Consider the following 24,673-nt stretch of genomic DNA (forward strand, 5'->3'; position numbering starts at 1 on the left):
AGCAGAAAATGCAACTATCTATTGAACGGAAAAGCACCAAAATTTATCCTGACCTGAAAAGGGTAGTGGCGCGCTTCTTCTTTAACGGAGAAGCAAGGGCTAAATCGATCATTCAGAAAGTGAATGATATGACTGATGCAGAAGTGAACCTGACGATCATGCCCTTACTCAGGGAGTTCTCCAGGCGGCACCGGAACATCACCCGGATCTTTGAAAAGCATGCCGAAAAGGTAAGTCACCTCTTTGTGCCGCTGCAGATCAGCTACGAGGATATGGCCTATCGTAAGAAACTCCTGATAGGTTCCTACTTTACCAACGAATATTCAATAGAATCAGCTGCATTCTTCAACCCATCCTTAATTGAAGATATTGACCAGAGCGGATTGGAGGAAGGGGAGAAACGTGTTATCATCAGCTTCAGGGCCGTAGGTGAAGGACACGTTTCTTCCATTGCCTTCCGCAATGGATTGATCAATAAAAATAATGAGATAGAACTGGAATCTCCCGGTAATTATATCGATGAGGCGGAGGTGATCCGTAATTCCATCTACCAGAAACAGACTTTTTTCCAGAACGCTGTTTCTATCAAACTACCCGATTCTATCATGCAGGAAGTACAAAACTGCCTGCCGGACAGATTCGAATACCAGCAGCTGAAGCGCGCCATCCGCGACATGCAGCAAAGGTACCAGGTAGATCATCTCCTTAAAAAAGAACTGGAAAGAGTACTCTGGCTGGCAGATAGCTACTACGAGCTGAATTTCTCCCTGGATACCGACCTCTCCGACCGGATCATCTTCCCCTATTCCGATGCAGAAAGCCGGGGGATTGAAGATGCCCGCTTCGTAAAGTATACCAGCGACGATGGCAGTGTTACCTACTACGCCACCTATACCGCCTATGATGGCGTTACCATCCAGCCGAAACTACTGCAAACAAAGGATTTCTATTATTTCAAGATCATGCCGCTCTACGGAGAAGGCGCGCAGAACAAGAACCTGGCCCTGTTTCCGCGTAAGATCAACGGAAAATATGTGATGATCTCCCGTATCGACGGTATCAACGGGTATATCATGTATTCTGATAAAATTAATATCTGGGAGAGTCCGCAGATCCTGCAGACGCCCAAATACCCCTGGGAGTTTGTGCAGGTAGGTAACTGCGGCTCACCGATAGAAACCCCGGAGGGCTGGCTGGTCATTACCCATGGGGTAGGCCCCATGCGTACCTATTGTATCGGCGCCAGTCTGCTGGATATCAACGATCCCCGTATTGAAATCGGGCGGCTCAGAGAGCCACTGCTCATGCCCACCAAAGACGAGCGTGAAGGCTACGTACCTAACGTCCTCTATTCCTGTGGTTCCCTGATCCATAACGGGGAACTGGTTATCCCGTATGGTCTGTCTGACTATGCCTCCGGCTTTGCCACCGTTAACCTGGAGAAATTGCTGGCCACCATTAAGTCTGACGGCGTATAAATTTACCTGCCGTTCCCGGGCACTAATTACCGTTCCTTAATTACATCGTTTGGATAATGAAAAACTGATTAACTTCGTACATTCAAAAGTTTCGATGTATTGGTTTCGTTTGAGCTCCACCACATCTGTAATTCATTATTCGTAATTATTTGATAAGATATGCTCGACTATATTCCTTATGGGAAAACTGGCTATTTTAGCCAGCTGGTATCAGATTTTTTGGCAGAAGATCCACAGATTAGGCCTTTTTACAAGTATTCACCCGTTAGACCGGATTTTACAGCAGCGATAGATGCCCGAAAGGCTTTTGCTACTCCCCGCAAGGAACTGGTGGCGGCATTGCAACAGCAATATCAGCCCCTGGAAGCCATGACAGCCGTCCAGGAGAATATTGTCAGCCTGTTGAGCCCCGATACGTTTACTGTCTGTACTGCCCATCAACCCAACATTTTCACCGGATATCTCTACTTTGTCTACAAAATCCTGCAAACTATCAAGCTGGCAGGGGAGCTGAAACAGCAATACCCGCAGTATAATTTCGTACCCGTGTATTACATGGGCAGCGAAGATGCAGACCTGGATGAGTTAGGCAGTATTTACCTGGATGGTAAAACGCTGAAGTGGGATACCGCACAGCAAGGCCCGGTAGGTCGTATGGACCCGGAAGGTTTGGGTAAGATGATCAACCAGATACAGGACAGCATCGGTTTTCTGCCGCATGGACAGGAACTGCTGGACATGCTGCGTGCTGCTTACCTGGAACATGAAAACATCCAGCAAGCCACGCTTTACCTGGTACATCAGTTGTTTGGCCGCTTTGGCCTCATAACGGTGGTGCCGGATAGCCCTGCACTGAAGCGTTTATATATTCCTGTCATGCAGGATGAATTATTACACCACCGTTCGCATGTACTGGTGGGGGATACACTGGAAAAAATCGCTTCACATTATAAAATTCAGGCAAATCCCCGTGAAATCAACCTTTTCTACCTGGAAAAAGGCCTGCGCGAGCGTATCGTTCAGGAAGGTGACCACTGGAAAGTACTGAATACCGGTTTGCTGTTCGATGAAGATAGTCTGCTGGCGGAGCTGGAGGCTTTTCCGGAACGTTTTAGTCCGAACGTAATTTTGCGTGGCATGTTCCAGGAAACGATCCTGCCTAATATCGCCTTTATTGGCGGTGGTGGTGAAATTGCCTACTGGCTGGAGTTACAGCAGCTGTTTGAACATTATAAAGTACCATACCCTATCCTGTTGCTGCGTAATTCGCTGTTGCTGGTAGATGACCAGTCGGAGAAGCGCTTGCAGAAGCTGGAGCTGAAGGCAGTGGAATTGTTCCGGAGCACAGATGACCTGGTAAACGGATTTGTACTGGAACATACCAATGCGGCGCTGGTACTGAAAGATGAATATGCAGGCATAGAAAAGCTTTTCGATGAATTACAGGAAAAGGCGCGTAGCATTGATGTCACGCTGGTAGCTACTACCGATACAGAACGTAAACGCGCCCTGAAATCTATCAGTAAGCTGGAACATAAATTCCTGCGTGCAGAAAAGAAAAAATTTGCCTGGCAGACGGACCAGATCCGTACCCTGAAAGCCAGACTGTTTCCTGCGGGCTCACTGCAGGAAAGGAAGGAAAACTTCATTCCGTGGTATGCCATGGAAGGTCCGGCCTTCCTGGATCGGGTACTAGATGCGTTGACGCCGGTAACCGACCAGTTTATTATTGTGATAGCAGCAGAATAGCAGAAAATTTCTTACATTATACGGGCTAAATCTTACGGATATACGTAGATTTAGCCCGTTGTGTATTTTATTGTTATTGGACTATGCCTGCAAAACTCACAGCATTTCTTATTACGCTTTTATTCTTCATTGCCGGTGTAATAATTATCATCCGGCAAACACTGCAGAAGAGCCGTATTGCCAGGAAATATGGCGGGGCATTTGTAGCGAAGCGTTCCCTTTTTTCACCGGAAGAGCGTAGGCAGATAAAGCGTATCAATCAACGTACGATCATGTATTTGATCCTATTGCAATTTGCTTATTTATGTATTAGTTTATTTTTTTCCTGATATACGAGTGGCCTGAAATCTATGAAATATTTATCCCTTCTGATTGCGATAATTGTTCATTGTATTGGTTGTCAATCAAAGAAAACCCGACAGCCCATGCCAGCGATAAATAATTTAGTAACAAACACATCACAGGAAGACCTCATTCCTTTTAACAGTTTTAAACAGTTAAGTTTGGATAAGCCGGTATTACTGGATATGATGCCGGATAAGCTGATGAGGGAAATTTCCATTACCCCTGTATTGATCAACCGGGTGTGTTTTCCGTGTATTGAGGAACAAGACACCAGACAGGTAGTAAATTATTATCGGCTGAATAGGCAGTATAAACTGGAGCACAGGGTTGCTACAATGGCTTACCGCATGATAAAGGAATCCGGTGATACACTTGTAATTAACCATCAATTTTTCCCGCTGGATAGTATTCTTTTTGAGAACCTGGAGGTCGTGGTAAAGCGTGGATGGATTTATCAGCAGGAGGGAAGGGATTATATGATTTTGCAGCTGTTAAACAATGGTTCCGGACAAATTCACTGGTATCAGATTGTGGTTTTCGATATCACAAATGCAGATAAAATCGTTTGTCTGAACCAGATATCCCACGTACCAGGAGATAGCTGGTTATCCGGGGAAAATGTATTTACGGATCTGGATAACGATGGCAAGCTGGAAATCAATTTACAGAATGTAGATGTAGGGCTGAATGTTACTGCTTTTATGATTAAAGGGGATTCTCTAGTGAAAAATGGTAAACAGATAACCTTGCAACAGGTGGCGAATGACAGTTTTAATATAGTTGTGGGGATGTCCGACTGGTACTTTGACCTGCTGAAAACGAAGCCGGATGTACCTCGCAACTTTGATATTTCAGAGGATATATTTGATGTTAAATACGAAAAAAGATGAACGTGCGAACCGCGATTTTTAAGACACTGCTGCTAACAATAGGTATATTATCATTTGGACATACAGGAAAGGCTGCTGAACCTAAAGACAGCATATACACTTTCCTACCTAAGATGCCTCAGTTTCCCGGAGGGGAAGCAACGCTTAGCAGATATATAAGCAAGCATGCAAAACTCCCTGACGAGGAAGATTGCCAGGGATATTTTCCGATATCTTTTATTATTTGCAAAGATGGGAAGCTGACAGCAGTTGGCATACAGGACAAGGCTTCCGAAACATGGACGGCTGCTGAAGCGGCTATGGTGAAAGTGATCAGGGAAATGCCGGATTGGATACCTGGAGAAATTAAAGGTAAGAAAGTCGCTTGTCGTTTTTATTTACCGCTACATATATGCGCAAGATTGGAATAGCCATGAACAGATAAGGCCGGGAGTGTAAAAAAATGGAGCAGGGTATATAGCTGGGATAATTGAAGGCTATTCACAAAAAAGCGGGAATAAATAAATTGTCTGGACTATGGAAAGATTTGAAAAGAAGGTACCAGATACCTTTACTGAAACAGTAGCTACTATCATTGCTGGCATATTCGTTTTTGTTTTCAGTATGCTTGGCATATTCATGAAGAACCCTGATATATTTGTTATTGTGGCGCCGGTCATCCTGATAATAATATACACCTGGTTGATATACTATCCTCGCTTTTTTGTATGCGCTGTAGAGATCTCTGCAGAAAATATAACTATTACCTGGCGTAACAGGAAAGGGAAGGAGAAGCAGGTATCACGGCCGGTATCAGACCTGTTCTATGTCAGCGGTTCAAAAAATGGATTAGGAGGAGTAGTGTATCTGACGTTGAGTTTAAGAGCAAAAAAAGGTGGTTCTATTGTGACTGTTGTGGCAGAAGATGGTTGGACAGACACAGATTTACAGGCAATGAAAGCTGCATTTGAAGCCGTAGGAATACAGGAAGGGGATGGCTGGCGATGGACAGAGGTACCGGATAACAATGTTGTCGGGGAACCTGCGGCTGAGCAATCTTCCTCAGCGGTAGTCATACCGCAATTATTTGAACCGCGGCGGCCAGGGATTACATGGAAGGATATGCTGTTTATTGCGGGCATTCTACTGTATTGTATTGCCTGGATGGTAAAGCCATGGAGGGCTAATTTATCGATGTTCCTTTTGATAGGATCAGGCTGTATTGGTTTCATAATATCCTGGATTGCTTCATTTTTCCGGATGGGAGTGTATAGAATTGAGGTGAAAAATGAAGTGGTCACAGTTTGGTGGAAAAACAGGGCTGGCAATAAAAGAGAAGAGACTTGTGAGGTGAATGAGCTTTATTATCAGCTGGGATTTGCCAGTCCGAGATCAACGCTCGAAACCATTTTTCTTGTTAAGAAGAAAGGCTATAAATCTTTTGTAAGTGTTGTTTTTATGGGAGTAGTTGACGGTAGGGATGGTTGGGTAAAGTATGAATTTGCTGAGCTGGAAGCTGCTTTTAAGGCAGTAGGGATACAGGAGATCGGGCGGGATAAATTTGTTGCAGCAGTATATCCCTATTAGTAGAAGAAACATTTTTAATGAATTGTATTTATCAGATTTACTAATGCCAAGATTTGAAACTTATAGCGAGGATACCCGTGGAATAGATATTATTTGTCTGCTGATACTGGTCTGCGATGCTACTGCAATTGTTGCCATGGAATTACAGGGGCAGGGGTCTAATACGGCCATGGACTTTATTGCAGTGGTATTGGCAATGGTACTCGTTTTTCGCAGGCTGTTTTATTATTTTGGAATGGAGCTTTCAGCAATTGATATCGAAGACAGCATCGTAACAGTAAGGTGGGAAACGCGCTCAGGAAAGGTGTTGGAGGAGTCCCGCCCGGCAAAGGATTTGTATTACAAATGCGGGACAGACGGAGGGAAATTTCCGGAGCCGGTATTGTACCTGATAGAAAAGAAGTATAGTGGAGTGGTATTTCAGTCACCGTTCGTCAGGATAGATAACGCAACCGAATGGAACCTGGGTGGCCTTTACGAATTGATGGTTTCCTGTGAGGCGGCCGGCGTACAGAAAGAACCGGGAAGTTCAAAGTGGACATAGATAGCGCGTTTACCTGCTGGTAGTCTAACCACCTCATTCCATTTAAAGATGTCTTATGCCAGTATTTAGAAAGAAATGTTTCACACCATTCTGGAGATCAAGATACATTCTCTTAAGACTATATTTGTTTGTATTTCTTGAATGCGTGTTTTGGTTCATTCCGATTGGCCTGGGTTTAGTTCCCAACGGGATTACGTATCTCTGGATTATTTTTTTAGTACAACGCGCGTTGCTGCTGATACCTGTGCTTACCCTCGCAGGCTTCTATTTTGGTCTTGAGTTACGTGAAATTGAAATCACTGATAACGTTGTAATTGCGAAATGGAAAAGCCGGTCGGGCAGGTATAGGGCTGTATCCTGTGGTATTAATGACCTTTATTATGCATATGGTACAACAAGCATACGACCTTCCCGTTGTACACTGGATCTGATCAGAAAGGAGAAATACCGGCTGTTGTTTAAACCATATTTTGTGAAGATATTTTATTCAAAATACTGGGATATAACAGGCCTGGAAGAACTGGAACGCGCTTATGTTGCAGCAGGTATTGAAGAGGCGCCCCGATGGAAATGGCTGGTACGGCTGGAGAAGAGGATGTTTGGCGAATAAGGAACATTCAAACAATAGCTATGGCAACTTTTATAAAGAAAACATATCAAACTCCGCTGATAGAACTAATAATTACCTTGTTTACAGCCTTGTTTCATTTTTCTCCTCCTGCAAAACGAGATAGTATCGAAGATCTGCAATTTAAAAATTTACTGTTGATACTGGTTATTATAGTAATGGGCTTCCTTTGGGCAAATTATTTATTGCGTTGGTGCGTCTGTAAAGTAGAAATCGATAACGGTGTGGTAACTGTTACATGGAAGAACAGAATAGGTAAGGAAAAGCAGGAATCTGATGCGGTAGCCAATCTGTATTGGCAATGGGGACATACTGAAAGTAAAGACCGTCGCGAAACTATGTCTCTTATGCAACGGAAAGGATACAAGTCGTTTGCCGGTACCATCTTTATGCAGGTTGTTGATGGAAAGGATGGTGGCAACAAAGAACAGCTTGCAGACCTGTATACGATGTTTCAGGAAGCAGGAATCGCAGAGAAATAATCCCGGATATACATGAAGTTTCATTTTAAATTTATCCCACTATGCCTAAGGTTGAAAAGGAAATATCAAAGTCAAAGGTTGGGGCGTGGGCGACCGCCCTTGTCGGCTCTTTTTGCTTGTTTTTTGCAGGTGTGAGTGCTGTGCATGAAAGGGATGCAGGATTTTTTCTTTACGGGGTAGGTATACTCATGGTGGTGGTAGCATTGTCGTGGGTATACGACTTTTTGCATATGCAGGTGTGTGTAATTGAGATAGAAGATGGCATCGTGACAGTAACACGTAAGAACATGGCTGGCATGGAAAGCATTTCGACCTGTACCAGCCAGAATCTGGTCTATAAATTTGGTAGAACATTCGACAAGTATCCGAAAGATACTTTTGAACTGCTGAAAAAAAGCTGGCCGCTGTTAGGTGGGCGTTTTATGCGTGTTATTAATAACAGGGATAGTTGGGTAAAGGAAGACTTTCCTGCACTGGAAGCATTGTGTAAGGCAGCCAGGATAAAAGCCATTGACCATTGGCAAACAATAGGAGCAGAAGAAAAAACCTCCTGAATAATCAGACCGTATTGTTACAATAAATATCCTTGAAATAAATATTAAATCCTATGCCCAAATTTGAAAAAGAGTTGTCAATATCGCCATGGAGAGTAATCATTTATTCGGTTTTTACTTTGGCGGGGATAGCCTGGGTGCTATTCGTTTTTCCCACTACTAATCGTGAATTCAAAGCTACCATAACGTGCGTGCTGACTGTTACGTTGATAGTTGCCTGGTGGGGTTTCTTTTATAGGATGCGTGTTTGTGAAATAGAAATTGCCAGGGGATTTGTGAGTATCTTTTGGAAGAACCATACAGGAAAAACGAAAGAGGCATCCCGGCAGCCGGCAGAATTATATTATAAGCGTGGTACTACTGGTGGTAAGGCGCCAAGTGCTACACTGAATCTCTATGAAAAAAATAATACAGGGCTTTTTAAAAGTCCGTTTATGCAGATTATAGATAGAACCGATGGATGGACATTAGCCGATTTTACTGAGCTGGAAGTTGCATTTGATAACGCCGGTATAGAGAAGAAAGAGCAGGCAAAGTGGTTTTGATGGCAACATTCCGATAATGTAAACTTATCTTGTTGTGAAATGATTCGCCGGAAGCGGCACTTGGTATATTATTTGACCAGCTTGTTCTATCACCAACTTAGACCTATACTATTACATGAAAAAGGTAATTTTTTTCGTACTGCTCGCATTCATGGGTAATCATGCCTTCTCCCAGGGTTTTAAACATGGCATCGGAACAGGGTTTTTAATCAGTAAGCCGGCAGCTGCCGATGCTGATGGCCTTGTAACATTGCTGTACAATCCCCGCTATCATTTTGCAGTAGGCCCAACATCTTCTGTATCGTTGGGTGTTCCCATGACATTTGGTTTTGCCGGTGGCTTCAACTGGAGTGATAATGGTAATTCATCTTCTGTTGCGCTTGGCGTTAATATTCCGCTGATGTTTGATTACAACATTGGCGCCGGTGCACTGAATGGTTTACACAAAAAATCCGGCTTCTTTATTGGTGCTGGTTTTGGCTGGCATTATATGTACCACAATTATGATTACTCATATTACGATAACTACGGGTTATCGACCAGTGAATCTGGTGCCGGCCCTGCGGCCAACATAGGCGTACGTTTCCATGTAGGACGCCGTAATCATAATATCGAATTAAGGGCATTCTATATGCATACCACTATCAATGAACAATTTGATGCAGGTGGATTAAACTGTTCATTTAACTTTTAATCTTACCTGAAAAATATAATGTATTAAATCGCAGCCCGGACATTGACGTCCGGGCTGTTTACTGATACAGCCAGTATATTACCATTGGTATTTTTATGTTTTAAGAAGTTCTGTTATTTTGTAGGGAGAAATTACCGTGAGATGAAATACATAGTGCTTCTTTTAACTTTCCTGATGGTGAATGTGTACGCGCAGGCACAAAATAAAACTGCTATCCTCCAAATGCTCCGGCAGAAGAAGGTAGTGCCGCTTACGCAGTATTGCGAGGTGCCGTTCCGGTTAAGTGTTGGCAGTAAAGAGGATAATCCGGCAATAAAGGACAAAGTCTCACTGAAAACAGCGCTTGAAATACTGGTAAACCGGGGCTTTTTTGATGATTTCTTTAAAAATGGAAAAGCCACTACCACCCAGGCAGCTGTATCTTACCTGGTTACGAGTTATAACCGTAACGACCAAACGTTTCTGGCTACTTCTATGATATTTCATTTTAAACAGCCGGCCAAAGGGAAAGAAATGCTTACAGGCATTGAAATAGCGAGATAGGAATTGCAACAGCCAGCTATACCTGAACCCGTTAACATGTGGCATTTTAGAACAACCTTACCTAAGCGCATAAAGCGAACAGAAAATTTAACAGTTGTGGGTATAAGCATGGGGATATGTTCCTATCCTTTTCCACTGGAGCATAAGATTGTATTTATCACCTTGGGGGTTATCCTGATAACAGGCGTATGGTGGAATTATTTTTATAAAATGTACCCTATAGCCATAACTATCAATGAAACCACCGTTAATGTCATTAAAATTAACAGGTCGGGTAAAAAGGAGGCGATTTCCTGTGCCGTAACTGACTTGAGGCTGGAGTATAGCCTGATGAGTTTCAGCGACCGTTATTTCGGTGTAGACCTGGTAATGAATCAGCGTAATTTCTGGCTTATCCGTCCCAGTTTTATGAAGATGAAGAACGGGTATGGCTGGCGGCTGGGGCATATGAAAAGATTGGAAAAAGCCTGTGAGCGCGTTGGGATAAAGTCAGCATATGCAGTTTTTTAAGACACATAAACCAGGAACATGGACAACGCAATTATCCGGAAATTCGAGACCCGACTTCCCCGCATCACTTTCGATGAAGCCTTTCTTGGGTTCATTTTTGCCGCGTTATGTATTTTTTTTGCAGTCACAAAAGGTACTTTGATTACGCATATCTCTGCAGGGGCTTATGGGATGTTGTTTGCCGGCTCCTGTTGGTATTATTTTAATGCAATGCACGTTTGTAATGTAGATGTTGCTGCTGATGTTATCACTGTGATCTGGAAAAACAGGAAAGGGAAAACAAAATACGAAGCATGTCCTGCTACTGATCTTCTTTACAAACATGGACATACCGGCGTTAAAGGTGCACTACTTACATTTGACCTGGTAAAAAAAGAGAAGAACAGATTTTTCCGACGCCCGCGCTTTATGCGTATGGTGCTGAATTTTGGATGGAAATTTGACGACCTGCAAGCGATGAGAGTGACTTGTGAAGCAGCTGGAATTAAGCATACGCCTGCAAGATATTAGCTTTACGCTTAAATCTATACCATGAATACTGCCACTACCGCAAAAAGATTTGAAACAGCCCTGCCCAGGATCACCTGGACATGGTACGCTATGTCGATGATACTTGGAGCTGTCTTTGTACGCTGGTTTTTAAAAGGAACATATGATGTGGCGTTCCTGGGACTATTCACTTTATTGGGTTCATACTACAGAAATTTCATGGAGATGTCTGTCTGTGAGGTGGAAATCTCAGCAGAAACTATAGCGGTAACCCGCCGAAACAGGCTGGGGAAGAAGGTGCAGGTATCTTTTGCAACTGCTGATCTTTATCTGAAATTTTACAAAACATGGCCAGACAGAACGGCAATTGTTAAATTAACAGACATCCGTAAACGTAAGAAAGTGGCAAAAATGGTGGAAGCGAATTTCTGGGAATTTGATCAGTTAGTAGAAATGGAAGAGGCCTGCATTGCCGTCGGCGTAGCGCCTATGCCGGCAAAATAGATATAGTAGAATATGCTTAAATTTGCATTTTATTGTGAAAAGTTAAGATTATTCACTATTTCAGCTCATGAGATTTCAACTCGTCAAAAATACCAGGATCATAAGAGACGCTATAATAATAGTGTTACTGTTCAGCGCAGTTACTTATTTCTTTCCTGCGGCATTATACCTTTCACTGGGCCTGCTGCTGCTGTGTATGGTGAAGATATTATACAGAGGCACACATGGTAGTATTGAATTTGCAGATAATGAAATGAAAGTCATTGTGACCAATATTTTAGGAAGAAATACTACAAAAGTCTGTCCTGTTGCCGGTGCTACCTATCAAACCGGCATCATCAAATACTTATTTGGAAGCAAACAGGCTCCTTACCTGGAGGTCTGTGATGCAGCAAATAAAAAGATGTTGATGATTATCTCCAATGGAAATACGATCTCTCCGGATGATATAAAAAGGATGATTGCATTACTGACCGCCAATGGTATACAACCGGGAGGTCATATAAAACAATAAGATCAGTTCCGCGCTGTACACGGCTGGATACCATCAGACAAACAACTTTCGGGAAATCCTCTTTTTATCTTAATAAGACAGCAGTTCCTTTTGAAACCTGCTCCGGTTCGTTCTGCATCTGGTATATACACATCCAGACATACGTCCCTGCCGGCGCATCGAGGTTTTTATTCTTTCCGTTCCAGCCCTGGTTGATGCTGTTCGACTGATATACAAGGTTTCCCCATCTGTCAAAAACAGAAAACTGATAACGGCTCACGTTGCCGAATACCCTTGGCCGCAATACATCGTTCTGCCCGTCATTATTCGGCGTAAATGCATTTGGTACGTAAATACCCCAGCCACAGCTTTTTGCCGTTACCCGAACATACTCTTTTCCTGTACATCCGAGTGCATCGGTGACTTCCAGCGCATATAAGCCAGGAAGGCCGGTGGTGTAATGATTGGCGGTGCTGCCATCACTCCACCTGTAGGCAACATACGGTTTCCTCACCGGAATAGTGATTTCTCCCCATGTGCATAGGGTTGTATCAGCCACGAGGAACCCGGAAGGAGGCTTGCTATATTCCCTGAACCATGCGGTAGCACTGGTGTTGCAGCCGTATTGATTCGTGACGTTTACCGTCCATTCACCAGTAGTCTTAACAATGATCTTCCTGGTAGTTTCTCCCGTACTCCAGGTATAGGAAGTCCCATCGGTGCCTGCATCCAGTACATGAAGGGTTCCTTCGCAGATGTATTGCTCCTGCGGCAACGTTACCTCCGGCAGCGGGTTGACATGCAGCAGCAGGGTATCAGCGGTGAGACATCCATTAGGGCCAGTTCCGCCGGCAATATAGGTCCCTGCAGCTGTCAGGGTAATATCATTGCCGCTGCTGCCATTATTCCAGGTGATATTACTGAAGGTGCCAGCAATGCTTACCTGCTGCTCATCCTTGTCACAAATCGATAGCTCGCTTGCCAATCCCATATCCATCGGAGGCTTTATGGTTATCGCCAGTGTATCCTTAAACACGCAGCCGTTGGATCTTTCTGCCTGCAGGATGTAGGTGGCGTCCCTGTCGGTGTAAAAACCGGCATTATTGCCATCAATGTCCAGCTTGTAATCATTATTCCAGGTATAATTGGTGAAGCCTGCCGGGATGGCCCTGGTAATGCGGTTTTCTGCACATTTGGCTATGTCGGCACCCAGACTGAAAGGATAATCATTTCCATCTTTCACCACTACGGCATCTGTAGCACTATGATTACATTTATCCGTTACCGTTAGTGAGTAGGTGCCAGGTTTATTAACAGTAGTATTGTGCGTTATGCTGCCATTACTCCAGCGATAGGTATTGAAGGTAGTACCTGCATCCAGTTGTAAAACAGCATCTTTGCAAAGCTCCAGGTCCGGGCCAAGTTCAAGCGTAGACGCAGCTATGGGAATGTCTACAATGACGCTGGCAGGGAGCATACCGCAGCCGGCATCTACCTGTACTTTAACATTTGTCTTTCCTGCTTTTTTAAATTTCAGGGAGATGTTATCCGCGGCTGTCGCCATTATATCTACATAGGCCGGGTCGATCTGCCAGACCAGCGAAGTATGACAATTGGGATCTTTCACAGCGGTGTAAGACCAGATCTGTTCCCGGTCACAGATAACATCCGGGCCACTGAGCATTGCCGGCGTGCACGCAGAGAAACTGGCACAGGCAGGGTAGGACATCTGTGTATCGTCCAGTATCCATGGGTTGGTAAACCGATGCCCGATGGTAGCAGGTTCTGATTCGAATTTTTCCGTGGGATCTTCTGTAAAAGTATTGGGACTGGTGGTAATCCCGCCTGGACCAGCTACATTAGCCTGGCTAAGGCAGTTGCCACTACTGTTTTCGATTTCTCCGGCGCTGTTGACACGCAACACAAATCCTTCATTGGCTGCCTCTTTGATGATATCCGTTCCGTAACTAAAACCGGAAATAATAAATCCTGCATTATCCGCACGAAGGGAGTTGATCTGGTGATTGTTTAGCTGTGTGTAATCTCTTGACCAGGTTACCGTTCCATCTGTTCCGATCTTATGTATCATCAGGTTATAGCCAACACCGGATTTCGCCACACTTTCCCTGGCAAAAACCAGCTGATTGTCGGCGCTTTTGGTAAAGGTTACATTGGTGTAATCGATGAATGGTTCAACATTGCGATTTTTCCACATTCTGGTATTATTCAGTTTGAATCCTGGCAATTGCTCACCGGTAGCGCCCTTTAATTTAGCGACCACAGGAACCATACTTCGGTCAAAATAGTCGTTGCCGATAGATAATCCGATACCTATATACAGTACATCATTGATCAATACCATGCCCATTGGAGTGAAGCCATTATTCGCGTCGGTTATGGTCTTTGTCCACAAGAGTTTTCCTGTGGCAGCATCCAGTTTCATTACAGCCAGACTTTGAATAAGATTTTGGATATAGTTGTCAAATAGCAGGTAGATGCTTCCCTGTTCATACAGCATAGCCCTGATATGCCTGTTGGAGGCAGACCAACCGGTAATTTTCTGTTGCCAGATCATGTTACCATTTTTATCCAGCCTCATGACTGCATTGTCGCAGCCACCATGTCCATAATCCTGATTGTGACAGGTGATATAATCGCCATTCTCGGCTTCAAACAGGTATTTCAGGTCATCTGCATACCAGGTAGCCATTCTTTTGGACCAGATGAGGTTACCGTCGTAGTCCATTTTCATGAGTACAGCCGAGTCTGACACGCCATGGTTATATCCAACGTATTCTACGCCACCTACCAGGAAATGTTGATCGCTGGTATTAATCACCTGTTGATAGCGGCCTGAGAAATCTTCACCGAACCGGGTATTTTTTAACTGTTTAGCCCATCGCAGATTGCCGCCGGGCTTTAGTTTGGTGATAGTTGGTCCGCCGCTGAAGCCGGAATATCTGGTGCCAATGGTAACGATATCACCATCCGCAGTTCTGTTGGCGTCATAGATTTCTGTTGTATAATTTTCATCTTTCAAAATGGTTGTAAAAGATGTAGCACATGCATTTCCGTTATCAGTGGGGGGCGCAGGCATGCAATCCTGGTATTTACATGCCAGTTCTATATGTGTGGGTTTGTCTGTATAAGCCGCAATTACACTGTTTATGTTGCATACCGGTACCACTGTTTTATTCCATGTCCAGGAATTACCCGCCAGCTGTGAAGATCCGCCGCCGCCGCTGCCGTTGGTGGGGCCTGCGCAGGAGCCGGTTCGGCCCATGTTATCTGTTCTCATGAGGGCCACGCCATTTTCAAAGGCGGTAGCATAGCCGGTAACCGCGTATCCATGCTGGCCGGTGGTTACAAAATCTGAAAACTCGCCCCGGGCATAGGTATAGTGCCGGCTCCATTGGTGGCGGCCGGTGAAGTCGGCCGCGGATAAAGACATCCAGGTAGCATAGGAGGGGCCATTCGTCAGGAATGCAATTCCGGCTTCACTTTGCCGTGGTAATACTTTACAGTGGTAAACCCCTGAGCCGCTGATATTAAAGGCTTGTGTCAGTGTTACTGCATCATTATTTCCAACGGTGGATTTAATATTGTACAATAAAACATCAGCAGAAGTGGGTGGTGTGGGTTCTGATTTAATACTCCAGCTATATCCTCCCGGGATGGCGTATAAGCTAATTCCTTCTGCATCTGAACCGGCTACCGGAGCATATTTGGTGGTATGGTTATTCCAGCCGTTGTTAATGTCCACTTTCATCAGGATGGCATCTCGCTGTGTATTGCCGGTATATCCTGTTATCAGTAACTGCCCGTTATATTCAAGTATGCTGGTGAAGCCATCTGCTGCTCCGCCATCATAAATTTGCGATGCCAAAACATCTCCGGTGCTACTTAATACCAGTAAAACACCATCCGACTTTGCGGTGCTGTCATTGGCAATGCCCACCAAAGCATAGCCGCCATTCTCCATCGTAATGATGCTTTTGGGTGTTATCGGACGATTATCTACTGTAATTGATTGCTGCCATTGTATATCTAACATCGCGTTAAACTTCAATATCCAGCAGGAGGGAATACCATTGATAGTAATGGTGCCCAGGGCACAATAACCATTATCCGGCGTTGGAATAAGCATATTCAGGCCACTGGTAGTGGTAGTGGAGATCGCCCGGCACCACAGTACATTGCCTGTATTGTCTGCTTGCAGGAGCATGCCGGTCGTATCACTAAGATTCTTTGATGCAATTTTCCCTGCAATCAGGTATTGTCCGTCATTGGTATAGATGATACTGCTGCCGCTGGCAGCATATCCTGGAATATAAATCGTTTCTTCAAAGTTGTTGTAGCACTGTGCACTTGCATACCATGGACTGATGCAAATAATCAGAAGGGCTAATAGCGTATAGAGGTTAAGATGCTTCATTGCATAGGTTAGATGCAGCAAAGGTACTATTTAGGCCCTGCTCCTGGTAAGCTGACAGGGTTAATTCCTGTGGCTAGATAAGTAAATGGAGGAAAGTTTATATCAATCAATACTGTGCTTCAGTAAATTTTTTTAGTATTGCCTTCACTGCCGGAAAATCGGCGGGAATCTTCATAAATTGTTATTTTATAGAACTGGTGACTGACTTGTAATTATCTGTCAATGAAATATCTGGAAAAAAGAAGAACAGCACGTTGGATACCCTTTACTGGTATCATTTTGGGCATATTGATGATCATCAGCAGTACCAGATTATCGGATATGGGCGTAGGATCTTATGTGGTAGATAATCCTAAAGCCAATCGTTCGCTCACGCTTAATCCCGATGGTATTGCCTTTATGGGAGGCGTTTTTGTGATCCTGGGATTAGGTGCGCTTATATATGGACTTTTTGTGAACGATTATTCAAAAACGGAAGCAGCAAAACCCGTTGAGGCAGCATCGTTTGATGTGCCGGATAATTATCAACGAATGTCGGTATTAATTGAAAAGAGTCAGGAGTGTGGTGTACCACGGAAAAAGGCCGGGCAGGTTTATCACCTGATGGAAGATAAAGATTATGGGGCAGCCTTTTCCCGGCTATTGATGCTGATCGATGAATATGAAATACAGCTTTCTGAAGAATCATATAACGAGTTTGTGGCAACAGCTAAAATGCTGCATCTGCCACATAGTTACTGTGAGATGCTGAAGGCCATCAAATAAAACGCGTATACTGCGCTTCTCCTATGTCAATGATTAATCCCCCAAAGAGAAAAATAAATATTTGGGTAGCAAGGTGTTGTTACCTTTTAGGCTTAGTAATGTTTATTTGTGCCTGGAAGGCCTCACAAATAGGGGTTCAGGTATTTGTGGTTTATGTGCGAAGCACAGAAACTTATTTGACCCTAAGCATCGAAAGAATTGTTTTTACTGGTGGAGTGTTTTTCCTGGCAGGGATAGTTGTACAGATAATTAACTGGTTTTGGGGCCGGAGGAACAGACAGGCGCGTAAAACTAAAGATTATCCTGCTTCACAGGATGGTCCTGGACATTGACAATAGTTGGCTGGTGAATAGGTCCATCAATTGCCACATCGTTGTTTTTTAAATATCAAATGGAATCAATAAATCTCACCATGAATTTTCAAGTTTATAAAGCGTCAGCTTTTATCCGGGAATTGGTAATTTTTTTGCTGATAGCAGCCGTGGTATTGTATGTAAAACCCAATGCGGACGCTTGTATGTTTGCGTTACTGTTAATCAGGCTTCAGAATGCCTATGAGAGAGTTTTCAAAGCCCATCTTCATGTGACAGGAGATATCCTTACCATTAAGACAAAGAATATTTTCGGGAGAAAATATGAATATTCATTTCCTGTTCAGGATGGCAGATATGCTATAACGCAGCATAAAAGTGTGGAGATTTATAATGAAGAGAAGTCAAGCGTGCTGGTGCTGTCTGCAGGGAGCGGAAAGATTACTGTGGAAGAGATAGATGCTGTTGCTGCCTTACTCGAACAGCATGGCATGAAGCAGGGATATATGGTCATTAAGTCTTTTAGGAAAGTCTGGAGACCCGCATAAAACCTACACAGGTCTCCGTTTGCTTTATCTTTCTGCGCCGCTCAGTGCCTTGCCCATATCTTTTACCAGCGCTAAGATCGCCATCAGCTGGTCGTGTACCTGTTTGGTTTCCAGCATTTCATCCCTGGTAGCGGTAGGGCCTTGTCCGTCGTTGATTTCCTGCTGTCTTAATTTAACCAGTTCTTCCAGGTGTTGGTCCAGGTGTTCGAAGGTATTTAAGGCAGGCGGGAGATTTACGTCAGTGGCGGTTTTGTCGTTCAGTAACAACATCAGCTGGTCCATGTAGTTGAGCAGGTAGTTGGTTACTTCCTGGTATTCAGGACGAGGGAACTGTACACCATGATGCAGGTAATATGCGCCAAGTGCGGCGGTATGCGAGGTCATGGTATGGTTCAGTACCACAAAATGATATACCCTGGATGCATTTTGCTGTTTGCTTTTAGGTTCGGAGAGCATTCGCTGGAATGCCGACATCATATTGGCGCTGGCTACATAAGTATCTTTTCTGGCCAGTTTGAAATCCGTAACAGTTACGGTTTCTTTGGCATATACGCTCATCACCACTTCAAAATAATGTTTGTTGGCCTGAAGCATTTTCGTCATATAGTCTGGCAGGAAGTTGCGTTCCCAGCTCGGCCAAAGTACCATATTGGCCACAAATGCCAGGGTGCCGCCTATGAAGGTATCGAGTACGCGCTGTGCGGCGTTGTACAAATCTGAAGGATGCAGGAAGTGTAACAGGAAGATGATAAACGGTGTTACAAAGAACACGCTGAGCGTATACCGGAAGCTCATAAAGCTATAGGCGCCCAGGATACAGAGCAGCATGGAAATAAAGATCACCGTAGGATTATGCGTCAGGTACAGCAATCCGGCTGCGAACAATGCCCCGGTGATGGTGCCTATCAGGCGCTGTATACTCCTTGACCTGGTCAGTCCGAAGCCAGGCTTCAGGATGACAACGATGGTCAGTAATATCCAGTATACCCTGTCGAGATGTAACGACATGCCCAATATGTAACCCGCTACAGTGGCCAGACTCACCCTGATGGCATGTCTGAATATATGAGACCGGAAGGTCAGGTTGTCTTTGAAGGTTTCGAAGTCGTACTTGTTTTTAGTGGTAAACTTCGAGAGTTCCAGGTTAGGGTCAATGGATTCATCTTTCAGCCGTTCCAGCCTGGTCAGGCGGTGCAGGTTATAGATACGCTGTGCCATGTCCTGCAGGTTTTGCAGGATGTTCGTCAGCGGCATGGTACGTGTTCTTTCTTTCAGCGTAGGCAGTTTCAGGGTGATGTCGGCAATGGTACGCCTCACTTTTTCCATCCCCAGTTTGAGGTTGGATTTAGGCAGACTCCTTTGTCCGGCGGCTACTGCCAGGCCGATGGTTTTCAGTTCTTCCACATAGTCGAGAATCAGCGTGTGGAATTGCGGGAGTATGCCACTATCTTTAAAATCACGCTGTAAGGCTTTATAGTCGGTCTGAGAGGCCATGATTTGTTCCTGCAGGTCTACCATGTCCAGGAAAATGAGTACCATGCTTTTGTTGATGCTGGTGGTACCTTGCTGGTCGGAGCGGCGTTTCAGCAGCAGTTCGCGTACATTTTCCTGTTTTTCGTTTACCAGTACCTGCTGTGCCAGTACGGTGCGGTAGTTTTCTTCCACATCAACGCCGTAGGTATAGAAATTAGCCCGTAATTCCAGGTATCGGGCTGTCTGCAGGATACAATCGCCCAGTGCCTGCTGTACGTTGAGGTAGGGGCGTATCTGCCAGAGGAGCAGGGCCAGGAAAGAATACCAGATACTTCCCAGGAGTACCATTCCGGCATGCAGTAATACCGTTGAAGGAGATTGTAAAGATTCACCCAGGATAGAAACCAATATCAGGAGGCATCCGGTACCGATATTACCGCCGCGGTTGCCGTATACGAGGAGCATGGCAAAGAAGAAGCAGCAGCCGGCGATCCAGATGACCATAGGGATATGGTAGGGGATGAGCAGGCCTGTTCCCAGTGCTGTGAGGAAAATCAGGATGGTACTGATGATAAGTCCGTTGCGTTTGTGTACGATGGTGCCGGGAACATCGCTGAGGGCCGTACACAGGGCGCCCATCGACATGGCGATACCGAGTCCGAGCTGGCCCATGGCGGCAAACACTAAACTAGGCACAACAACGCTGATGGTAGTACGTAAACCGTTACTAAAATGATAACTGTAAAGGAAGGTCTTGATATTGTTAATCCAATTTTCTGTACGCAAACGCTTTCGGGTTTTTTGGTGCCACAAAGGTAGTTATTACCCTTTGTTAAAAGAAGAAACCCGGATATTTACGGTAGGAATTTAAATTTTAATTGATGTTTTCACTATATTTATAATCAGTGATTTATAAAACCAGTTATTTGTTCGGGAATATTAAATTATTCACAACTGTGCATAAAAAATTGCTGGATTTAACAGGTTCTCACTTAATTTACTTTTTCAATCGGGTAAAATTATATCTTTGACGCCTTAAAATCTCGAGGTAACAGTCGTGCGCTTAAAAACACTAGAAATTAAAGGCTTTAAAAGTTTTGCAGATAAGACCGTTTTGCAGTTTGATGAGGGTATTACAGGAGTGATAGGACCAAATGGTTGTGGCAAAAGTAATATTATCGACTCTATCCGCTGGGTGATCGGCGAGCATAAGATCAGTAACCTGCGTTCTGAAAATCAGGCGGGTCTGGTATTTAACGGCTCGAAAACCCGCTCCGCCAGCGGTATGGCAGAAGTAAGCCTGACGTTCGAGAATACTAAAAATGTACTGCCTACCGAATTCACTACGGTTACGATTACCCGTAAATTCTACAAAAACGGCGATAGCGAATACCGCCTCAACGATGTAGCTTGTCGCCTGAAAGACATCCATAACCTCTTCATGGACACCGGGGTTAGTACTGATTCCTACGCGATTATCGAGTTGGGAATGGTGGATGATATTATCAAAGACAAAGAAAACAGTCGCCGCAGAATGCTGGAACAGGCGGCAGGTATCTCTATTTACAAAACCCGTAAAAAAGAAGCCAAAGCCAAACTGGACGCCACAGAAGGTGACCTCAACCGCATTGAAGACCTCCTCTTCGAAATCAATAACAACCTTAAAACTCTTGAAAGCCAGGCCCGTAAAGCCGAACGCTTCTACGAGGTGAAAAAGGAATACCGCGAAATCAGTATAGAACTGGCCAAAGCGGCACTCGAAGGTTTCAATATCACATTTAAGGATCTCTCCGATAAACAACAGGAAGAAAGTGACCGTAAACTGGCACTGGAAACCGAAATAACCACTGCTGAAGCAGCCGTGGAAGAAGATAAACTGCATTTTGTTGCCAAAGAGCGCGAACTCCAGGTACTGCAGAAATCCTTTAACGAACTGGTAGCCACCATTCGTACCAAAGAAAATGATAAAAACCTCGCCTCCCAGCAGCTGACTTACCTGCGGGAACGTGAAAAAAATATTACGGACTTCCTCCATAATGCGGAAGGCCAGCTGGCAGGTCTGACCACCTCCATTGAGTTTTCCGAAAAACAGGTAGTGGAAGAAAGCGAAATCTTCGATACCATGACCGATGAACTGGAAACACTCCGGGAAATGGTGGAAGACAAGAAAGAGAAATTCCAGCAAAAGAAACAGGCCCTCGAAACCTTACGCAACGACCAGCAACGCTGGCAACGCCAACAGTTCGAAGCCGAAAAGAAAGTAGCCGTAGCCGATACCTCCGTACTCAACCTCCAGCGAAGCATGCAACAGCTGCAGGAAGAAAACCAGGGAAGGCACCAACAAATCACACAGCTGGAAACGGAGAAATCAAATCTCCAGCAAACCATCGAAACGGAAAAGACCGCACTCGACGAAATGGTGCGCTTCCACGATGAAACAAAAGAAAAAATCCTCTCTACCCAGTCAGATATCGAAGGCCTCAGAGACCAACTCGTGGACGAAAATCGTAAACTGGACTCCAAAAAGAACGAATACGACCTCCTCAAATCCCTGGTAGACAGCCTCGAAGGGTATCCTGATAGTATCAAATTCCTGAAAAAGAATCCGGACTGGAACAACGCAGCACCAATCCTTAGTGATATTTTCTTCTGTAAGGAAGATTACCGCACCTGCGTGGAGAACCTCCTGGAACCTTACCTCAACTATTACGTTGTCAACAACGCTGCTGAAGCCATCCAGGCCATTCAGCTCCTCGACAGCAACAAGAAAGGAAAGGCTAACTTCTTTATCCTGGACCAGTTCCGTCAGGAACATGAACCTATCCTGGCACCGCCGGGTACCATTCCTGCCCTTCAGGTAGTGGAGATCGAAGAAAAATATAAAGGCCTCGGTAACTTCCTCTTAGGTAAAGTATTTATCGGGGAAGATATCAGCCGCCTCGAATTCAGCCAGCTGGCCAGCGACCAGATCCTGCTCATAGAGAAATCAGGACGCATGCACCGCGGGAAATACAATATCTCCGGTGGTTCTGTCGGACTCTTCGAAGGTAAAAAGCTGGGCCGCGCCAAAAACCTGGAAAAACTGGAAGCCGAAATTAAAGAGCTGGAAGGTAAAGTGGCCGTGCTCCGCACTGCCATCCAGGACAAGCATAACCAGGTGTTAGGCTATAACAGCCAGCTGAATGAAAATAATATCAATGCTGCCCGCGAAAAGCTCAATCAGCTCAATAACCAGCTGTTTGGCCTGCAGAACAGAATTGAGAACTTCCATTCCCTCATCGAAGCCGGTGATAAGCGCCTGGCGGAAATGCAGCAATCGCTGGAAACAAATCAGCTGAGTATTTCCGGCGTAAGGGAAGAACTGGACAACCTCAACGACCGGGTAAATGAATTGCAGGATGCCATTGCGGATGCCGACAGGAGCGCACAGGACACCGAACAGCAGTTCAATATGGCCAATGTACAGTTCAACAACCAGAACCTCCAACAGACGCGTCAGCAAAGTAAGATTGCTGCACTTAAACAGGAACTGGAATTCAAACGCAAACAACTCAGCGACCTGCATACACAGATCGCACAGAATAAAACCCAGCTGGAAGATGCCGTAGCCAATATCGCTGCCGCCGTTGAAAAGCTGAGCACCGCCGATGATGGCCTGGTCGAACTCTTCCGCCAGCGTGAAGAAGAAGAAAAAGCCCTGAACGAAAAAGATCAGGAATACTACAACTTCCGTAATCACCTCCAGGAACTGGAAACGACCCTGCGCAATAAACAAAAGGCCAGGGAACAGCTCGACCAGCAGCTGAATACCATCAAAGACAAGGTAAATGAACTCAAACTGCAGCTGGCATCCATGAAAGAACGCCTCAGCGTGGAGTTTAAAGTAAACCTTGATGAAATCATCGATGAACAGCGCGGCTCCGAACTGCCGGTAGAAGAACTGCAAGGCAGCGCCGAGCGACTGAAAAAACGCCTGGAAAATATGGGGGAAATCAACCCTACGGCCATTGAAGCCTTCCAGGAAATGAAAAAAAGATATGAGTTCATTCTGGAACAGAAGACCGACCTCGTCAACGCGAAAGATTCGCTGCTGGCCACTATTCAGGAGGTGGAGTCTACTGCCAACCAGAAATTCCTTGATACATTTAATACCGTAAAAGAGAACTTTATCCGCGTATTTAAAGCCCTGTTTACAGAAGAAGATCAGTGTGATATGATTCTGAGCGATCCTGAAAACCTGGCCGATACCGGTATCGAGATCATAGCCAAACCTAAGGGTAAACGCCCGGCTGCCATCACGCAGCTCTCTGGTGGAGAGAAAACGCTGACGGCCACCGCGCTGCTGTTTGCCATCTACCTCATCAAACCAGCTCCATTCTGTATCCTCGATGAGGTGGATGCACCGCTGGATGATGCCAACGTAGGTAAGTTTACCAATATGATCCGTAAATTCTCAGATAATTCACAGTTCATCATCGTAACCCACAATAAACAGACAATGGCCTCTGTGGACGTGATTTATGGTGTAACGATGCAGGAGCCTGGTGTCAGTAAGCTGGTGCCGGTAGATTTCCGAAGTTTGAACTGATCTTAGGTTTTATTTGTTGTTGATGCATTGACTGTTAATTTTAATTCAAAAAATAAATTAAATTCTACACACTATGGGCGCATGGGGTACCAGGAATTTTGAAAACGATGGTTCTCAGGATTGGGTTTTTGACTTGATAGAAAACAAAGATGGTGGTCTTGTTACAGACACGCTGGCACGCATTATTAACAACCACGAAAAATTAGAAGTTAGTGATTGCGAAGAAGGATTGGCAGCAGCAGAAACAGTAGCTGCACTGGTTGGCCGTCCGAGCGAAGATTACCCGGAAGATCCAATGGAAAAACTGGATATTCTGAACCTTATCGGTACAAAAGCCTTAAGAAATCAGGCTATTTCAGCTGTCAACAAAATCCTGAACGACTCTGAAATGAAGAAATACTGGGATGAACAAGGTGAACTTGGCTCCTGGCAAAATGTTCAGGCTGGCCTGGTGAAAAGATTAGAAATCTAAACCTCTTTTCAGGATATATTATTTGTTAAAAGGGAAAGCGCTGTCCTTTCGGGGGATAGCACTTTCC

At 44.7% G+C, this 24,673-nt stretch carries 22 protein-coding genes; 20 read left to right on the forward strand and 2 right to left on the reverse strand.

Going from position 1 to position 24,673, the window contains the following annotated elements; all coding sequences use genetic code 11:
* The first annotated feature begins 8 nt into the window (after positions 1-8).
* The 16 genes from F3J22_RS17345 (at position 9) to F3J22_RS17420 (ending at position 12,035) form a co-directional block, all read left to right on the forward strand.
* On the forward strand, positions 9-1,478 hold the full coding sequence (locus F3J22_RS17345) for a glycoside hydrolase family 130 protein (protein ID WP_167019209.1): 1,470 nt from the start codon (positions 9-11) through the stop codon (positions 1,476-1,478).
* A 159-nt stretch (positions 1,479-1,637) separates the two neighbouring features.
* Positions 1,638-3,227, forward strand: coding sequence for a bacillithiol biosynthesis cysteine-adding enzyme BshC (gene bshC, locus F3J22_RS17350; RefSeq protein ID WP_167019210.1), 1,590 nt, complete (start codon positions 1,638-1,640; stop codon positions 3,225-3,227).
* A 425-nt stretch (positions 3,228-3,652) separates the two neighbouring features.
* Complete coding sequence (locus F3J22_RS17355; RefSeq protein ID WP_167019211.1) at positions 3,653-4,462, forward strand: hypothetical protein; 810 nt, start codon at positions 3,653-3,655, stop codon at positions 4,460-4,462.
* Entirely contained in the window at positions 4,459-4,872 is a 414-nt protein-coding gene (locus F3J22_RS17360) for a hypothetical protein (protein WP_167019212.1), read from the forward strand. Before F3J22_RS17355 ends, F3J22_RS17360 begins: the two co-directional genes overlap by 4 nt.
* 106 nt (positions 4,873-4,978) lie before the next feature.
* Positions 4,979-6,028: a hypothetical protein gene (locus F3J22_RS17365; RefSeq protein ID WP_167019213.1), complete on the forward strand. Its 1,050-nt coding sequence runs from the start codon at positions 4,979-4,981 to the stop codon at positions 6,026-6,028.
* A 43-nt stretch (positions 6,029-6,071) separates the two neighbouring features.
* On the forward strand, positions 6,072-6,572 hold the full coding sequence (locus tag F3J22_RS17370; protein ID WP_167019214.1) for a hypothetical protein: 501 nt from the start codon (positions 6,072-6,074) through the stop codon (positions 6,570-6,572).
* A 145-nt stretch (positions 6,573-6,717) separates the two neighbouring features.
* Positions 6,718-7,182, forward strand: a complete 465-nt coding sequence (locus tag F3J22_RS17375) for a hypothetical protein (protein WP_167019215.1) — start codon at positions 6,718-6,720, stop codon at positions 7,180-7,182.
* A gap of 20 nt (positions 7,183-7,202) precedes the next feature.
* The gene (locus F3J22_RS17380; protein ID WP_167019216.1) at positions 7,203-7,682 is read left to right on the forward strand and encodes a hypothetical protein; all 480 of its coding nucleotides are present in this window, start codon (positions 7,203-7,205) and stop codon (positions 7,680-7,682) included.
* A gap of 41 nt (positions 7,683-7,723) precedes the next feature.
* Entirely contained in the window at positions 7,724-8,236 is a 513-nt protein-coding gene (locus F3J22_RS17385) for a hypothetical protein (RefSeq protein WP_167019217.1), read from the forward strand.
* A gap of 53 nt (positions 8,237-8,289) precedes the next feature.
* A complete protein-coding gene (locus F3J22_RS17390; RefSeq protein WP_167019218.1) occupies positions 8,290-8,781 on the forward strand; it encodes a hypothetical protein in 492 nt (163 codons plus the stop codon).
* Between the two features lie 115 nt (positions 8,782-8,896).
* A complete protein-coding gene (locus F3J22_RS17395; protein ID WP_167019219.1) occupies positions 8,897-9,475 on the forward strand; it encodes a hypothetical protein in 579 nt (192 codons plus the stop codon).
* 141 nt (positions 9,476-9,616) lie between these two features.
* Positions 9,617-10,018, forward strand: a complete 402-nt coding sequence (locus F3J22_RS17400) for a hypothetical protein (protein WP_167019220.1) — start codon at positions 9,617-9,619, stop codon at positions 10,016-10,018.
* A 96-nt stretch (positions 10,019-10,114) separates the two neighbouring features.
* Entirely contained in the window at positions 10,115-10,528 is a 414-nt protein-coding gene (locus F3J22_RS17405) for a hypothetical protein (protein ID WP_167019221.1), read from the forward strand.
* 18 nt (positions 10,529-10,546) lie between these two features.
* Complete coding sequence (locus F3J22_RS17410) at positions 10,547-11,038, forward strand: hypothetical protein (RefSeq protein ID WP_167019222.1); 492 nt, start codon at positions 10,547-10,549, stop codon at positions 11,036-11,038.
* A gap of 21 nt (positions 11,039-11,059) precedes the next feature.
* On the forward strand, positions 11,060-11,521 hold the full coding sequence (locus F3J22_RS17415; protein WP_167019223.1) for a hypothetical protein: 462 nt from the start codon (positions 11,060-11,062) through the stop codon (positions 11,519-11,521).
* 67 nt (positions 11,522-11,588) lie between these two features.
* A complete protein-coding gene (locus F3J22_RS17420; RefSeq protein WP_167019224.1) occupies positions 11,589-12,035 on the forward strand; it encodes a hypothetical protein in 447 nt (148 codons plus the stop codon).
* Between the two features lie 64 nt (positions 12,036-12,099).
* On the opposite strand, the gene F3J22_RS17425 is transcribed toward F3J22_RS17420, so the two are convergent.
* Positions 12,100-16,449 (reverse strand): gliding motility-associated C-terminal domain-containing protein, encoded by a 4,350-nt coding sequence (locus F3J22_RS17425; RefSeq protein WP_167019225.1) that lies wholly within the window; start codon positions 16,447-16,449, stop codon positions 12,100-12,102.
* 222 nt (positions 16,450-16,671) lie between these two features.
* On the opposite strand from F3J22_RS17425, the gene F3J22_RS17430 reads away from it, so the two are divergent.
* Both F3J22_RS17430 and F3J22_RS17435 read left to right on the forward strand, forming a co-directional pair.
* A complete protein-coding gene (locus F3J22_RS17430) occupies positions 16,672-17,214 on the forward strand; it encodes a hypothetical protein (protein WP_167019226.1) in 543 nt (180 codons plus the stop codon).
* A 412-nt stretch (positions 17,215-17,626) separates the two neighbouring features.
* Entirely contained in the window at positions 17,627-18,073 is a 447-nt protein-coding gene (locus tag F3J22_RS17435) for a hypothetical protein (protein WP_167019227.1), read from the forward strand.
* 24 nt (positions 18,074-18,097) lie between these two features.
* Here F3J22_RS17435 and F3J22_RS17440 read toward each other — a convergent pair whose 3' ends face one another.
* Positions 18,098-20,332 (reverse strand): FUSC family membrane protein, encoded by a 2,235-nt coding sequence (locus tag F3J22_RS17440; RefSeq protein WP_167019228.1) that lies wholly within the window; start codon positions 20,330-20,332, stop codon positions 18,098-18,100.
* 271 nt (positions 20,333-20,603) lie between these two features.
* On the opposite strand from F3J22_RS17440, the gene smc reads away from it, so the two are divergent.
* Both smc and F3J22_RS17450 read left to right on the forward strand, forming a co-directional pair.
* Positions 20,604-24,134 (forward strand): chromosome segregation protein SMC, encoded by a 3,531-nt coding sequence (smc, locus tag F3J22_RS17445; protein WP_167019229.1) that lies wholly within the window; start codon positions 20,604-20,606, stop codon positions 24,132-24,134.
* Positions 24,135-24,207: 73 nt separating this feature from the next.
* On the forward strand, positions 24,208-24,606 hold the full coding sequence (locus tag F3J22_RS17450) for a DUF4259 domain-containing protein (protein WP_167019230.1): 399 nt from the start codon (positions 24,208-24,210) through the stop codon (positions 24,604-24,606).
* Positions 24,607-24,673: the final 67 nt, after the last annotated feature.

The organism is Chitinophaga sp. Cy-1792, from assembly GCF_011752935.1.
Taxonomy (GTDB): Bacteria; Bacteroidota; Bacteroidia; order Chitinophagales; family Chitinophagaceae; genus Chitinophaga.

Coding starts and splice junctions, on each gene's coding strand:
- F3J22_RS17420 (WP_167019224.1), top strand. CDS start 11,589: ATGAGATTTCAACTCGTCAAAAATACCAGGATCATAAGAGACGCTATA.
- F3J22_RS17385 (WP_167019217.1), top strand. CDS start 7,724: ATGCCTAAGGTTGAAAAGGAAATATCAAAGTCAAAGGTTGGGGCGTGG.
- F3J22_RS17390 (WP_167019218.1), top strand. CDS start 8,290: ATGCCCAAATTTGAAAAAGAGTTGTCAATATCGCCATGGAGAGTAATC.
- F3J22_RS17435 (WP_167019227.1), top strand. CDS start 17,627: ATGAATTTTCAAGTTTATAAAGCGTCAGCTTTTATCCGGGAATTGGTA.
- F3J22_RS17400 (WP_167019220.1), top strand. CDS start 9,617: ATGAAATACATAGTGCTTCTTTTAACTTTCCTGATGGTGAATGTGTAC.
- F3J22_RS17415 (WP_167019223.1), top strand. CDS start 11,060: ATGAATACTGCCACTACCGCAAAAAGATTTGAAACAGCCCTGCCCAGG.
- F3J22_RS17370 (WP_167019214.1), top strand. CDS start 6,072: ATGCCAAGATTTGAAACTTATAGCGAGGATACCCGTGGAATAGATATT.
- F3J22_RS17410 (WP_167019222.1), top strand. CDS start 10,547: ATGGACAACGCAATTATCCGGAAATTCGAGACCCGACTTCCCCGCATC.
- F3J22_RS17450 (WP_167019230.1), top strand. CDS start 24,208: ATGGGCGCATGGGGTACCAGGAATTTTGAAAACGATGGTTCTCAGGAT.
- F3J22_RS17430 (WP_167019226.1), top strand. CDS start 16,672: ATGAAATATCTGGAAAAAAGAAGAACAGCACGTTGGATACCCTTTACT.
- F3J22_RS17345 (WP_167019209.1), top strand. CDS start 9: ATGCAACTATCTATTGAACGGAAAAGCACCAAAATTTATCCTGACCTG.
- F3J22_RS17355 (WP_167019211.1), top strand. CDS start 3,653: ATGCCAGCGATAAATAATTTAGTAACAAACACATCACAGGAAGACCTC.
- F3J22_RS17425 (WP_167019225.1), bottom strand. CDS start 16,449: ATGAAGCATCTTAACCTCTATACGCTATTAGCCCTTCTGATTATTTGC.
- F3J22_RS17365 (WP_167019213.1), top strand. CDS start 4,979: ATGGAAAGATTTGAAAAGAAGGTACCAGATACCTTTACTGAAACAGTA.
- bshC (WP_167019210.1), top strand. CDS start 1,638: ATGCTCGACTATATTCCTTATGGGAAAACTGGCTATTTTAGCCAGCTG.
- F3J22_RS17360 (WP_167019212.1), top strand. CDS start 4,459: ATGAACGTGCGAACCGCGATTTTTAAGACACTGCTGCTAACAATAGGT.
- F3J22_RS17395 (WP_167019219.1), top strand. CDS start 8,897: ATGAAAAAGGTAATTTTTTTCGTACTGCTCGCATTCATGGGTAATCAT.
- F3J22_RS17380 (WP_167019216.1), top strand. CDS start 7,203: ATGGCAACTTTTATAAAGAAAACATATCAAACTCCGCTGATAGAACTA.